Source organism: Streptosporangium sp. NPDC023963 (assembly GCF_040639135.1).
Classification (GTDB): domain Bacteria; phylum Actinomycetota; class Actinomycetes; order Streptosporangiales; family Streptosporangiaceae; genus Streptosporangium.
The window spans coordinates 141,641-155,230 of sequence record NZ_JBEZZK010000016.1 but is presented as its reverse complement, the minus strand read 5'-3'; the positions used below and the strand labels follow the sequence as shown (position 1 = coordinate 155,230).

At 72.5% G+C, this 13,590-nt stretch carries 11 protein-coding genes; 1 reads left to right on the top strand and 10 read right to left on the bottom strand.

Going from position 1 to position 13,590, the window contains the following annotated elements; translation table 11 throughout:
- Window positions 1-65: 65 nt before the first annotated feature.
- From AB0F88_RS35000 to AB0F88_RS34965, 8 genes are all read right to left on the bottom strand, one after another.
- Window positions 66-896: a HEAT repeat domain-containing protein gene (locus AB0F88_RS35000; RefSeq protein ID WP_362694284.1), complete on the bottom strand. Its 831-nt coding sequence runs from the start codon at window positions 894-896 to the stop codon at window positions 66-68.
- A 241-nt stretch (window positions 897-1,137) separates the two neighbouring features.
- A complete protein-coding gene (locus tag AB0F88_RS34995) occupies window positions 1,138-2,496 on the bottom strand; it encodes a HAMP domain-containing sensor histidine kinase (protein WP_362694281.1) in 1,359 nt (452 codons plus the stop codon).
- Window positions 2,493-3,182: a response regulator transcription factor gene (locus AB0F88_RS34990; RefSeq protein ID WP_362694278.1), complete on the bottom strand. Its 690-nt coding sequence runs from the start codon at window positions 3,180-3,182 to the stop codon at window positions 2,493-2,495. The genes AB0F88_RS34995 and AB0F88_RS34990 overlap by 4 nt, the downstream gene beginning before the upstream one ends.
- A 140-nt stretch (window positions 3,183-3,322) precedes the next feature.
- Complete coding sequence (locus tag AB0F88_RS34985; protein WP_362694275.1) at window positions 3,323-4,663, bottom strand: cation:proton antiporter; 1,341 nt, start codon at window positions 4,661-4,663, stop codon at window positions 3,323-3,325.
- A 29-nt stretch (window positions 4,664-4,692) separates the two neighbouring features.
- Window positions 4,693-6,327, bottom strand: coding sequence for a cytochrome P450 (locus AB0F88_RS34980; protein WP_362694272.1), 1,635 nt, complete (start codon window positions 6,325-6,327; stop codon window positions 4,693-4,695).
- Window positions 6,318-7,463, bottom strand: coding sequence for an alpha-hydroxy acid oxidase (locus tag AB0F88_RS34975; RefSeq protein ID WP_362694269.1), 1,146 nt, complete (start codon window positions 7,461-7,463; stop codon window positions 6,318-6,320). Before AB0F88_RS34975 ends, AB0F88_RS34980 begins: the two co-directional genes overlap by 10 nt.
- Before the next feature lie 68 nt (window positions 7,464-7,531).
- Window positions 7,532-9,100 (bottom strand): NAD(P)-binding domain-containing protein, encoded by a 1,569-nt coding sequence (locus AB0F88_RS34970; RefSeq protein WP_362694266.1) that lies wholly within the window; start codon window positions 9,098-9,100, stop codon window positions 7,532-7,534.
- Window positions 9,101-9,170: 70 nt separating this feature from the next.
- Window positions 9,171-10,730, bottom strand: coding sequence for an AMP-binding protein (locus AB0F88_RS34965; protein WP_362694263.1), 1,560 nt, complete (start codon window positions 10,728-10,730; stop codon window positions 9,171-9,173).
- A gap of 257 nt (window positions 10,731-10,987) precedes the next feature.
- Here AB0F88_RS34965 and AB0F88_RS34960 point away from each other — a divergent pair, with 257 nt between their 5' ends.
- Window positions 10,988-11,710, top strand: coding sequence for a sulfotransferase family protein (locus tag AB0F88_RS34960; protein ID WP_362694260.1), 723 nt, complete (start codon window positions 10,988-10,990; stop codon window positions 11,708-11,710).
- 128 nt (window positions 11,711-11,838) lie between these two features.
- Here AB0F88_RS34960 and AB0F88_RS34955 read toward each other — a convergent pair whose 3' ends face one another.
- Both AB0F88_RS34955 and AB0F88_RS34950 read right to left on the bottom strand, forming a co-directional pair.
- Entirely contained in the window at window positions 11,839-12,507 is a 669-nt protein-coding gene (locus tag AB0F88_RS34955; RefSeq protein WP_362694257.1) for a response regulator transcription factor, read from the bottom strand.
- Window positions 12,495-13,571, bottom strand: coding sequence for a histidine kinase (locus AB0F88_RS34950; RefSeq protein ID WP_362694254.1), 1,077 nt, complete (start codon window positions 13,569-13,571; stop codon window positions 12,495-12,497). Before AB0F88_RS34950 ends, AB0F88_RS34955 begins: the two co-directional genes overlap by 13 nt.
- Window positions 13,572-13,590 lie beyond the last annotated feature (19 nt).

Genomic DNA, 13,590 nt, shown 5'->3' with positions numbered 1-13,590 from the left:
CAGCCAATCACACGCCCCCGCGCCGCGCGGCACCGCCCCGGAGGGGACGCTCCGGGACGGAGAGATCAGGTGAGCGGGGGCAGGGGCGACGTGCAGTACTCCAACGCGTAGTCGAGATCGATATCGCTGTCGGTGTGATCGCGCCAGCCGTCGGCCTTGAGCTTCCGCAACAGCGGCAGGAGCCGCGGGTCGGTCAGCTCCCCGGCGGCCTGGACGTAGAGGTTGCCCACGTCCGCGGTGGCGAGCACGCGTTCCAGCACGGGCACGATCCGGGCGTCGCGCCGGATCGCCAGGGCCACCGCGGCCTCGCCCGCCGTGTCCTCCTCCGGATCGTCCAGCCGCTCGACGAAGGCGTCCCGGATCTCCGGTGTGTCGTTCTTCCCGTGGTGGCCGAGTCTCATGGTGGCCCAGTCCCGTATCTGGGCGTCCGGATCGCGCATCAGCTTCAGCAGCGCCTGAACCGCCTCCTCGGGAAGCACCTCGATCCCGGTCGGGATCCCGCGCACCACCTGCCAGCGGATCTCAGAGCTGGGGTCGTCGGCGAATCGCAGCAGCGGGTACAGCACGCGCTCGTCGCAGGCCACGCTGAGCGCGTGGGCGGCGGCCCACCGCAGGTCCAGATGGGTCGTGTCCAGAACGAGGGCGTCCGCCGCCTCGATCAGCGGTGGGACGTGCCAGGAGAAGTCCTCCGCTCGCACCGCGAGCAGGTCGAATCCGAGTGCCCGCACCTCGGGATCCGCGTCGGACCACCAGCTCCGGGCCAAGGCCATGATCTTCTCGGGCGCGGAGAGGGACTCGAACAACCGGTCCATCGCGTCGAAATGCTCGTCGGAGGAGTCGTCGTCCCAGTCGAGCAGTTCGGCGAGCAGGCCGTCGGGAAGATGTGGTGTCGACATGTTCTCGTCCTTCAGGCGGCGACCGAGCGAACGTTCCAGGCAGGAACACGAGTATGCGGAGATCGCGGCGAAGAAGTCGATCGAATTTCCGGGAGCCGGCCGGTACGGGCGCTCGCCGGCTCCGGCCCGGACGCGGCGGAGGTCGTGACCTGGAAGTGAAAGATCGAGCCCTCGAAGTGAATCCGACCGCCCCCGTCCGCGTCCCTCCCGCAAACAGCCGAGCCCGAGGGCCGGTACGGGGTCACGGCTCCGGCCCGGGACCGGAGCGGGCTTCCGACCGGCCGGGCACGCCTCGGCCCTCCAGGTGAGGTCCGCCGCCCAGACCCTCCGGCGGCGTGACCGGGTGGTCCGTGGGCTCCGGAAGGTACGGGGGGCGCGCCGCCCCGGCGGGGTCCGCGGGGAGCAGGACGGTGAACACCGCCCCGGCTCCCGGGCGCCCGTCCGCGGTGACGGTCCCGCCGTGAGCGTCCACCACCTCCCGGACGAGGGCGAGACCGAGGCCCAGGCCCCCGCTGCGGGACCCGCCGACGAACCGGGTGAAGAGGCGTTCGGCGTCGCGGGGGTCGAAGCCCACGCCGTCGTCGCGGACCTCGAGCCGGACCGTCTCCGGGCCGCTGGAGAGGACGACCCAGATGTGGCCGCCCACGCCGGTGTGGGCGAGCGCGTTGTCGAGGAGCGCGGAGATCACCCTGCGCAGCGCGGACTGCGCCCCGCGCACGATGTGGGCACCCGGCGCCTGGCGCCATACCTCGATCGTCACGCCGTGCGCCTCGGCGCGGGCCGCCTCGGCCAGGGCGAGTTCCTCGGCCAGCGCGGCCAGGTCGACCGGGCCGAACGGCCGGCGCAGCTGGCCGAACTGGGCCGACAGCAGCAGGTCCTCGACCACGTCGCCCAGCTGCCGGGTGCCGTTCACCAGCCGGTCGACCTCGGCCGCGGCGAGAAGTGGGTCGTTCCCCCGCCGCAGCCCGCGGGCGACGATCTGGGCGCGGATGTGCAGGCGGGTCAGCGGGGTGCGCAGCTCGTGGCTCACGTCCGCGGCGAACCGGCGCTGGCGGGCCAGGGCCTCGCCCAGCGGCGCGATCGCCCCTCGGGCGACGAGCTGGCCGATCATCAGCGCGGCCATCAGGCCGACGATCTCCGCGGCGGCGAGCGAGCGCAGCAGCCGGTGCCGCTCCGCGGCCTGGTAGCGCAGGTCCATGACCGCCTGGACCGCCACGCCACTACGCCACCGGGTGTGTACGAGATAGGACTGCCCGGAGATCTCGATCCGGCCGACCCAGGGCTCGCGTCCGGCGGCGGCCCGGTGCAGCGCGGCGCGCACCGGCAGCACCGCCGGTGCGCCGGGAGAGCTCAGCACGGTGCCACCCCGCAGTTCGAACAGCCAGACGCAGGGCGGGGGCCGCGAGAGGAGCGCGCGCTGGGCCGCGACGGCCAGGTCGCGCCGCGCGGAGGCGTCCTGGTCGCCGGTGATGACGCAGTACACCATCACCCCGACGAGCGCGAGCATCACCGAGATCGCGCCCGCCACCTGCACGGTGACCCGGCGGCGGGCCCGGAGCAGCAGGTAACGCTCCGGCTCGTGGGGTGGACGCCTCCTCACAGCCCTCCCAGGCGGTATCCCACACCCCGCACGGTGCGTACGACGTCCGCCCCCAGCTTGTTGCGCAGGTAGTAGACGTAGGTGTCCACGATCGACTCCGTCCGGGCGCCGTCGAAGACGCGCTGGCGCAGCGAGGCGCGCGTGTGCACCTGCCGCGGACGGGTCGCCAGCGCGCTCAGCAGCCGGCACTCCTGCCCCGAGAGCGTCACCTGCTCACCGGTCGGCAGCCCCACGATGTGGGAATCGGAGTCCAGCCAGCCCGCGCCGAGCGGCAGCAGCCTGGCGTGGTCGAGGTTCCTGCGGTGCAGCGCCCGCACCCTGGCCAGCAGCTCGTCGATCTCGAACGGCTTCACCAGGTAGTCCTCCGCGCCCGCGTCGAGCCCGGTGACCCGGTCGGCGACCGTGCCGAAGGCGGTCAGCACGAGCACCGGCACGGTGACGGCCCGGCGGCGCAGCCGTGTCAGCAACTCGATGCCGTCGACCGCCGGGAGGCCCCGGTCGACGATCATCACGTCGTACGGGCGGCTCAGGCCCAGGTGCAGGCCGCGCTGCCCCTCCGGGGCCAGGTCGACCGTGTATCCCTGCTCGGTGAACAACCCGACCAGCATGTGCCCGAGCTCGCGGTCGTCCTCGACGAGGAGCAGCCGTCGAGCGGGCGGGCCGGATGTCCCCGAAGTCGCAGCCACGAAACAACCGTGGCATTCCTCCCGCCGAATTACCAGCTTTCCCAGAATAATTGAAAGTTACACGGCAATGCTCGCAGCGTATTCGGCTGATCACAAAACGGCGTTCGCACTGCATTGGGGCGGTCAACGTATTCGAGCGGTCACGAGGAATGGGATTTCTCGGCCTGTTCCTCCAGGGATCGTGTCTCCGGGCCGGGGGACTCGGATTCGTGGGCGCGTTCGTAACGCTCCGGCAGCGCCAGTTTGTACAGCGGCAGGGCTCCCGCGGTGGTGATGATGGCCACGAGCACGAGGATGGCGAAGAGCTCCTGCGTGATCATGCCCTGCGCCAGGCCGATATTGATGAAGATGAGGATCATCAGCCCCCGCGCGTTCATGAGCGCCCCCACCGCGTAGGATTCGCGCCAGCCGAATCCCAGGGCCCGCATCGACAGCGAGCAGCCGAAGTACTTCCCGCAGAAACCCGCGGCCAGGATCGCGGCGAACGCCAGGAGCATGGGACCGCCGGCGATTCCGTCGAGATGGGTGTTCAGCCCCGAGAAGGTGAAGAAGACGGGCAGCAGCAGCGTCGAGACGACGTCCATCATGCGGCCGTGCAGCGCCTTGCGGAACGCCGGGTCACGGGGCATCGCCAGCCCGGCGAGGAAGCCGCCGAAGACCGCGTAGACCCCGATCCAGTCGGTGAGCCAGCCCGCCGTGAGGGGGACGAGGACGACGACGTACATGGCGCCGGGGCCGAAGCGACCGGTCCGCGCGACGCCCTCGCCCAGGGGCCGCAGCAGCGGTGCGACCACCTTCAGCATCACCACCGCGAACAGCGCCGTCAGGGCGATGGTGCGCACCGCGTCGCCGGGACCCGCGTCGAGGTGCATCGCCGACAGCACGGCGAGGATGCACCAGGCGAGGGCGTCGTCGATGGCGGCCGCCACCAGGGTCAGCTTCCCGAGGGGGGAGTTCTCCAGCCCTCGCTCGTACAGGATCCTGGCCAGCATGGGGAACGCGGTCAGCGACAATGCTCCCCCGACGAACAGGGCGAACTCCCACCGGCTGACGTCGGGACGGGAGAGCATGTCCCACAGGAGCAGGCCGACGCAGGAGCCGAGGATCAGGGAGGGGACGATACCGGAGAACGCCAGCGTCGCCGCCCGGCGGCCCTCGCCCGGCGGCGACGCGCCGTGGTCCAGCCCGGCGCCGACCAGGAACATGTACAGCGTCAGCCCGATGGTGCTCAGCACGTACAGGACGGGCCTGACCTCGGCGGGGAACACGGCCGCCTGGGCCTCGGGGAACAACTGGCCGAACAGCGTCGGCCCGAGGAGGACGCCGGCGACCATCTCGCCGAGGACGCGCGGTTGCATCAGCATGGTCGCCAGCCGGCCGCATATCGCCGCGGCCAGCAGGATGACGACCAGGGCGGGCAGGACCTTGAGGATCAGTGCGAGGTTCGGGTCACCGGCGGTGACCTGTGCCAGGGTGGGCATAACCGTTTCTCCGCTCGTGGTCCGGACGATCATCTGTTCTCCGCGGCGGCCGAACGGTCGGCCTCCGCGAAGTGGCGCTCACACAGCCGCTGCCTGCGCGCGTCCCAGACCATGTAGGTGCCGAGGACGAGCTGTACGAGGCTGCGCCAGACGTCCTCCCAGCGGTCGCGGAACCGGATGAACCGCAGCGTCGCCCGATGGGCCGCCCCCCTGGGGGCACCCCTCGGAACGAGCAGGCACGGTCCCCGGTTGGGCATCGACCGGGTGTGGGAGGCGGAGGAGTCGAGGGCGTACGCGCGCAGGACCTCCCGCGCCGCGACCCGCATGGTGATCGGCGCCAGCCGCCAGGCGGGACAGGGGCGGTTGGCGGCGACGCCGAACGGGATGTGGTTGAGCTCCCGGACCGCGGGCCGGCCCGGGCGGGGACGGCCTGAGGCGGGACAGCCGGGGGCCGGGCTGCCCGGGGCGGGGCCGTCCCGGCCGACGTCGCCCCGGCCGGAGCGGTCCGGCTCCGAACGGACCTGACCCGAACGGTCCGGCTCCGGACGGACCTGGCCCGAACGGTCCAGATGCGAGTAGTCCGAGTGCGAGCGGTCCGTGCCGAAACGGCCGGGATCGAAACGGCCGGGATCGGGGAAGCCCTCGCGGTGGAAGGCGGGGTAGTCGAAGCACAGCACCGAGCCGGCCGGGATCGTCGTGCGCTCGTCGAGGGGGATGTCGCCGGTGGTGACGCGGTGGGCGACGCCGAAGAGCGGGTAGAGCCGCAGCGTCTCGGAGATGACGCGGTCGAGGTGCCGTTCGACGCCCCGCTCGTCACCCCGCTCACCGCCCAGCTGGTCACCCCGCTCGCCGCCCTGCTCGCCGCCCTGCTCGTCGCCCGCGAGCACCCCGGCCTGGGCGTCCGGGTGCTGGGCGAGGACCATCAGCAGGTGGGCCATGGCCTCCGACATCTGGACGACCGCGGTGTTGAAGAAGGTCCCCTGCAGATAGAGGGCCTGTTCCCTGGCCGACAGCCCCTCCGGGAGCCGGTCCCGCACCTTGGGCAGCAGGCCGGCGAGATGCCGGGTCAGCCGGTCGCGCCGGTCCATGTGCCGCAGCCCGCAGCACTTGAGCGCGGTGACGACGTCGTCCGCGTTGCCCACGATCAGGTCGCGCGCCACCGGCGGGCACGGCTCGCCGAAGACGAGTTCGTAGTAGAACTCCGCCCAGACCGGCATCATCAGGTCACGCAGCCGGACCAGTCCCCCCTTGTCTCCCACCTTGTCCCGCAGCGCCCGGGCGACGCAGCGGCGGGTGAGCTCCTCGGCCTCCACGCGCGGCACGGAGAGGAAGCCGCGCGTGGCACGGGCGACCGCGTCGTACCGCTCTCCCGCCTCAAGGTGTTCCTGGTGCATCTCGGCGCCGGGCGACAGCCAGTACCAGAACAGGTCCGACAGCGCGGCCCCCCTGCTCCGGCCGCCGGCCGCCGGGTGGGAGTAGACCTCCCTGAACCTCTCGACGCCGACCAGGTCTCCGGGGACGGTGATCCCCTCCTCCCCGTTGACCCGGGCGAAGACCCGCGTCCGCAACGCCACGACCCTGGCGGGGAGCCATCGGGGCAGGCTCAGCACGGTGGCGGCGGCGACCGCGACCGCCACTGCCCTGACCGGCGCGGTCACCGGCATGACCGTCGCACCATGCCCGGATCGAGGTCGTGGACCGACGCGCAGCCGCACAGGGTGAGCGCGTGCTCGACCTCCGAGCGGAGCAGGTCGAGCACGCGGGTCACGCCGCGCTCGCCGTCCGCGGCGAGCCCCCAGATCACCGGGCGGCCGACCGCGACCGCGCGGGCTCCCAGCGCCATCGCCTTCAGGACGTCGGTGCCGCGCCGGACGCCTCCGTCCATCAGCACCGGGACGGCTCCTCCGACGGCGGCCACGATCTCCGGCAGCAGGTCGACGGCGGCCGGGACCGTGTCGAGCTGGCGGCCGCCGTGGTTGGAGACCAGCAACCCCGAGACGCCGTGGCCGAGCGCCAGGAGCGCGTCGGCGGGATGCGCGACGCCCTTGAGGACGATCGGGAGCGCCGTCATCTCCCGGAGCAGGTCGATGTGCTCCCAGGAGATCTCCGGCGACATGACGATCGGCCGCACCCGCCCGCCGTCGCGCAGGTTCTCGCAGGCCATCCCCTCGGGCAGGTCACGGAGGCCGTGGTGCCGCTCCCGCTCCCGCAGGCCCCTGGCCGGCGAGTCCACCGTGACGACCAGCGCCCGGCACCCGGCCGCCTCGGCGCGCCGCACGAGTGTCTCGGTGAAGGCCATGTCCGGCTGGACGTAGAGCTGGAACCACAGGGTGGCCCCGGGCGCCGCCGCGGCCACGTCCCCGACGGCGACGGTGGAGGCCATGCTCACGATCATGATCGTCCCGGCGGCGGCCGCCGCCCGCGCGGTGGCCCGCTCGCCCTCGGGGTCGGCGAGCCGGTGGAACGCGGTCGGCGCCACCAGCACGGGCATGGCCGCCCGGCCTCCGGGCAGGTCGACGTCGGTCCGGGGTCTCCCGGCGCCGCGCAGCACTCGCGGCAGCAGGGAGAGCCTCCCGAACGCGGCCTCGTTGGCCCGTACGGTGACCTCGTCCCCGGCCCCGCCGGCGAAGTAGTCGTAGTACTCCGGGGCGAGGCGCGCGCGGGCCGCGGCCTCGAACTCGCACAGGGTCCGCGGAGCCGCCGGGGTCGCCGGAGCCACCGGGGTCATCGGGCTCGCCGGAGCCACCGGGGTCGCCGGGGTCCTCGCGTCCGTCACGTGCGGGGAGCGCTCATCCGCCACCCGCGGCGTCCTCGTGCCCGCCACGTGCGGGGGGCGTTCGCCCGCCACCCGCGGCGTCCTCGCGTCCGTCACGCCGGGACCGAGGCGACCTGGCGGGCGAAGAACGCGCGGAGCGGTTCGACGTGGGTCTCCGGGGAGGTCCACTCGTTCTCCAGGTTCTCGGTGACGTGGTGGACGACCGGCGGCGCGCCGGCCCGGTGGTGCCGCACCACCGGGTGCAGGTAGTGGCCCTCGGCGGCGCGCTCGGCGTCGTTCTGCCGGATCCGGCCCACTCCGATGTCGAAGGGATCGACCTGGTCGTGCTCCGGCCCGTACTCCAATGTGATCGTGAAGTGGCCGCCGTCGCCGATCGGCGGGCCCTCCAGGTCGACCGGCAACTCCTCCAGGTAGCGCGCCCCGCCGTGGCCGTCGAGGACGACGACGTCGCCCAGCAGCCCGAACTGCTGCCACAGCGCCGAACTGCGGTTGACCCGTTCGAGCACCGCCGCCGCGAGCGCCTCAGGATCGGCCGGCAGCTCACGGCCTGGCCACTCGGCACCGTGGTACCTGCCCTCCAGGACGCGATGCAGCGCCCGGGTGCCGTACCGGAAGCCGTGGATGAACCCGCTGGTGCCGCGCTTGAAGTCGCGGGACTGCGTCACGGTCCCGGCGAAGTAGAGGTCGGGCACGTTGACCGACTCGTAGGAGGGGGTGAGCGCGGGGAACCTGTCGTTGATCGTCAGGTCCGGACGGCACTCGTCGGAGAAGATCGAGGCGTCGATCCGGAAGCCGGTGCAGACGACGACCCTGTCGTACGGGATGTCCTTGGTGACCTCGTCGGCGCGGACGAAGCTCACCGTCACCAGGTACGAGCCGTCGGCCTGGCGCTCGATCCGCTTGACGTCGCCGTCCAGCACCGCGTTCTGGGACTTGAGCTGGTAGGTGTCGAGGAAGTTGTTGTTGACCGCGCGCAGGTGACCGACGAAGTGGGTGCGCCACGCCAGCCGGACGGAGCTCGGCCCGGCGACGTGGATCACCGCGGCCGTCTCGACCAGGCTGTCGGCCGTCTCGAACGCCGAGTTGCCCTTGCCGATGACGAGCACCCGCTGGTTCACGAATCCGGACGGGTCGGTGGTGAAGGTGCCGTAGGGTTCGGCCGTCTCGATGCCCGGTATCGGCGGGACGTTGGGCCGGCTGACCCCGGTCGCGACGACCAGCCGCCTGGCCTCGTGGGTCCGGCCGCGCTCGTCGGTCACCAGGAAGTGGCCCGTGCCGGGGTCGCGGGCGACCCGGGAGACGCGGGCGTCGTAGGCGACGCGCAGGGCGCAGGCCGCGGCGAAGTCGGCGAGGTAGCGGACCATGTCGTCGGCCGCGGGGAAGTAGCGGTCGCTGTAGCGGGTGAACAGCAGGCCGGGATCGTCCGACAGCAGCGAGTTCCAGTCCATCCGCAGGTTGAGCTCCGGGTCGTCCGACCCGGTGTACCTCTTGTTGATCGAGATGAGCTGCCGGTGGCGCGGGAAGGTCCGGAAGAAGGTGCCCGGCGCGGGGCCCGCCTCCAGGATCAGGTAGTCCCGCCCCGCTTTCTCCAGGAAGTACCCCAGTTGCAGGCCCGCGGGGCCGGCACCGATCACCACGTAGTCCAGGGCGTTGTCCGGCACGGACACCTCCGTCACAGCGATCTGGTCGAACGGACGTCCCCAGTGTTGGCGGGGAATTCTCAGAGAACGATCAGAGAGCCCGCCGGTCGAGCAGTTCCAGCAGCGCGCGCTTGTCGGGCTTGCCGCTCGCGGCGACCGGGACGGAGGGCAGCACCGTGATCGTCCAGGGGACGCTGCCCTCTCCGAGTTCGGTGCCCACCAGCGCGGCCAGCGCTTCGCAGTCCGGGTCCGCGCCCTCGGCCGGTACGACGAACGCGTGGACGGCCTCTCCCGTCAGCTCGTCCGGGGCTCCGGCCACGTACGCCTCGGCGACGTCGGGATGGCCGCTCAGCACCCGCTCGACGGCTCCGGCGTACACCACCATCGCGTTGACGATGATCACGTCACGGGTGCGGCCGACGAGGTGCAGGAACCCCTTCTCGTCCAGGTACCCGAGATCCCGGGTGCGCAGCCGGCCGTCTCGCAGGGTGTCGCGGGTCTCCTCCGGATCCCCCCAGTACCCCGACATCAGGTACGGGCTGCGCACGTGGATCTCGCCGGTGTCCCCCTCGGCCACCTCGCGGCCCTCCTCGTCGCGCACGCTGATCTCGACACCCGAGTTCGGCCGCCCGACCGAAGGCAGGGCGTTGTCCGGGAACGCGGCGATGTCCCCGGGAGTGAGCACCGAGATCAGGCCCACCTCGGTCTGCCCGTACCCCTGGTAGACCACGGGGCCGAGCCGGTCCACCGCCTCCGCCAGACGCCCGGGGCCGAGCGGTGATCCGGAGACCATCAGCGCGCGCAGGCAGCCGACGTCGACCGGCTCGTCTCTGAGCAGGTCGAGCATCTGGCACAACCGCGGCACGGTCACGATGGAGCCGGTGATCCGGTGACGTTCGATCGCGTACGGGAACAGGGGCCGCCCGTCGTCCTCGGGGATCACCGCGGTGCCGCTGCCCAGCAGGCACAGTCCCAGGAACTCTATGACCACCATGCTGGCCAGGGTGCCGAACAGCATGTAGCGCCCGAAGCCCGCGGCGAGCTCGTCCGCGACCGGGGACCACAGGCGGGGCTGCCACGACCAGTGCTCGCCGAGCGCGCGGTAGGTGATCGCGCAGCCCTTGGGGCGGCCGGTGCTGCCGCTGGTGAAGCTCAGGGCGGCCACGTCGTCCGGGCGGGCCGCGAGGACGAGGGGCCTCCCCTCGCCGGGGTGGGCGAGCAGGTCGATCGCCGGCACCGGCATCGGCGAGGGACACGGCCCGAGCGACAGCAGCGTGACGGGCCCGGCGGCCCGGAGCAGTTCCGGCGTCACGGTGGACCGGTCGACGAGGAGGGCGTCGATCCCCATGCCGAGCACGTGGGCGAGGTGCCCCTCCGGGTAGCCGGGCCGGACGCCCACGACCCGGCAGCCCAGCGCGTGGGCGGCCATGTGGGCGGCGAACGCCTCGGGGGAGACGGCCGTGCGGACGGCGACGGCCCGGCCGGGGCCCAGCCCGGCGTCGCGCATCGCTCCCGCCAGCCGCCGGATGGTCTCCAGCAGCTCGCCCCGTGAGACGATCCTGTCCCCCTGCTCGAAGGCCGGGTCGCCGGGCGAGCTCCGCAGCGCCTCGAGAAGGGGGTGCGGGAACGGCGGTTCGGCGGGACCACTCATGGTCGGCTCCTCTGGTTTCACGCGGGTCGGCGCGGCGTCTTCGCGGTTCCGGATCTCTTCGGGGTCTTTCCCTGGCTCTTCCGAGGCGTTTCCGGGTCCCTGCGGCGGGATTCTGGACTCGTCTGAAGCGGTGTGCCGTCGTATAACCGGTATGTCGCTCACCACGAAGCTAGACAGTGCAGATCAGAGAATCATCAGAGCTCCCGCCCGGGATGGGGACGACCGTGGGAAGGCCGTCCGGGCTCCGGAGAGCGACCATGGACGTACCACCGGAACACCGAGGGGAGCACGACGTGAAGGTGATCGGCGCGGGCTTCGGCCGGACGGGCACGGCGGCGCTGAAGGCGGCGCTGGAACTGCTGGGTCAGGGCCCCTGCTACCACATGTCCGTGGTCATCGAGGAGCCGCACCGGATCCGCCAGTGGCTCGACATCGGGGAGGGCCGCACCCCCGACTGGGACGAGGTGTTCACCGGCTTCCAGGCGACGCTGGACTGGCCCGCCGCCGCCTACTGGCGGGAACTGGCCGGGCACCATCCCGACGCGAAGGTCATCCTCACCGTCCGCGACCCGCAACGGTGGTACGACAGCGTCGGCGCCACCGTCTTCGCGGGCGCCCTGGCGAAAGGGCCGCCGCCACCGCACCGCCGGGTGATCAGGTGGCTGGTGGCCCGCCGGGCCCCGGACTTCGCCCTCTACCCGCGCATGGCCAGGGCGACCATCGTCGACCGTGTCTTCGACGGCCGCGTCGGTGACCGCGCGTACGCCGTCGAGGTCTTCGAACGGCACGTCGCCGAGGTGAGGGCCACGATCCCGCCCGACCGGCTGCTGGTCTTCGACATCCGGGAGGGATGGGCGCCCCTGTGCGAGTTCCTCGCGGTCCCCGTCCCGGCCGAGCCCTTTCCCCGGGTCAACGAACGCGCGGCGTTCCGGCGCGGAAGATTCGGCAGGCAGCTGCGCCTGATACTCCTCGGGCGCTGAGCCTGCGGCTCCCCCGCCGGACCGGGAGGAGCAGGCCTTGCCGGCGGCCACCGCGGCAGGGCGGGTGCGCGGGCGGCCGGCCGGCGACCGGACCTTGACACGAGCCAGGACGGCGCGAAGCACAGGCCCTAAGACGGGTCCGGAGACACGGGGCCCGCCTGAAGGTAGGCGAGGACGGCCATGACGCGGCGGTTGTGGTCGTCGGAGGGCGGGAGGCCGAGCTTGGCGAAGATGTTGTTGGTGTGCTTGCCGATCGTCTTGTCCGTGACCCCGAAGCGGGTCGCCATCGCCAGGTTGGACAGGCCCTCCGCCATCAGGGCGAGGACCTCGTGCTCCCTGGTGGTCAGCTCCGCCAGGGGTTCGTCCCTCGATCGGCGGGTCAGGAGCTGGGAGATCACCTCCGAGTCCATGGCGGTGCCGCCGCCGGCGACCCGGCGGACCGCCTCGACGAACTCCGCCACGTCGCCGATGCGGTCCTTCAGGAGGTATCCGATGCCGCCCGACCGGTCGGAGAGGAGTTCGCGGGCGTAGAGCTGCTCGACGTACTGCGACAGGATCAGCACAGGAAGCCCCGGCCGGCGCCGCCGGGCCTCCAGGGCGGCGCGCAGGCCCTCATCGGTGAAGGTGGGCGGGAGCCGTACGTCGATGACGGCCACGTCGGGGTTCCGCTCCACCAGGGCGGCCAGGAGCATGGGGCCGTTGTCCACCGCCTCGACGACCTCGAAGCCGTGCGCCGACAGCAGCCGGATCAGGCCGTCGCGCAGCAGGACGAGATCCTCGGCGATCACAACGCGCACGGCAGCTCCATGGTGAGGACGGTAGGGCCACCCGGCGGGCTCCGCACGGCCAGCGTGCCGTCGAAGGCGGACAGGCGCTGCGCGATCCCGCGCAGTCCGGTGCCCGCCGCCGGATCCGCGCCACCGTGCCCGTCGTCGCCGACGACCAGGCGGAGGCCGTCGCGGGTGTGGCTCAGCCGTACCCAGGCACGGGTGGCGTGGCTGTGCTTGGTGACGTTGGACATGGCCTCGGCGGTGGCGAAGTAGAGCGCGGACTCGACCGGCGGCTCGGGGCGGCCGGTCAGGGCGAGGTCCGTCGCGACCGGGATGGGGCAGAGCAGGACGGCCGCTTCGATCGCGCCCGTCAGGCCGCGGTCGGCGAGCACGGGCGGGTGGATGCCGCGCACCAGGTCGCGCAGGTCGGCAAGGGCCTGACCGGCCGACTCCCATGCCTCCTCGATGAGCTCGCGGGCCTGCTCGGGGTCGCCGGCGTTCCTGGCCAGGCCGAGGCTCATCCGTACGGAGATGAGCCTGGCCTGCGCGCCGTCGTGCAGGTCGCGCTCGATCCGGCGTAGCTCGGCCGCCCGCGCGTCGACGGCGGCGGCCCTGGAGACGGTCAGCTCTCGCACCCGCTGCGCCAGCGGGCCGCCGTCGCCGAGGAGCAGTTCGGCGAGCCGGGCCTCGGCCAGTCCCATGAGAGCGGCGATGATCAAGGCGAGTGCCGAGAGGGTGAGCAGCGCCAGGCTGAGCGTGAAGGTCACGCTGGGACCGTTGACGGCGGGCCGCAGGGAGAAGACGACGCCCACCGTGTTCACCACCGCGGCCACCGCCATCAGCAGGCCCGGGCCGGCGACGGTGTTGATCGCCAGCCAGGCCAGGACACGCGGCCCGGACCCACCCGCGGGGACGGCCCGGCCCAGCGCCGCTCCCGCCCACGCTCGCTGCAGTGAGATGAGAGCCCTGCGGATGCCCGGCACCCAGGCGAGAACCACCGCCACGCCCATGATCGCGTTCAGCGGCACCCCGGCCGCCGCGATCAACCCCCTCCTGACTCCGCCCACCCCGCCAGTCTGCCCTCTGATCATCCGCCACACGGTAGGCCCA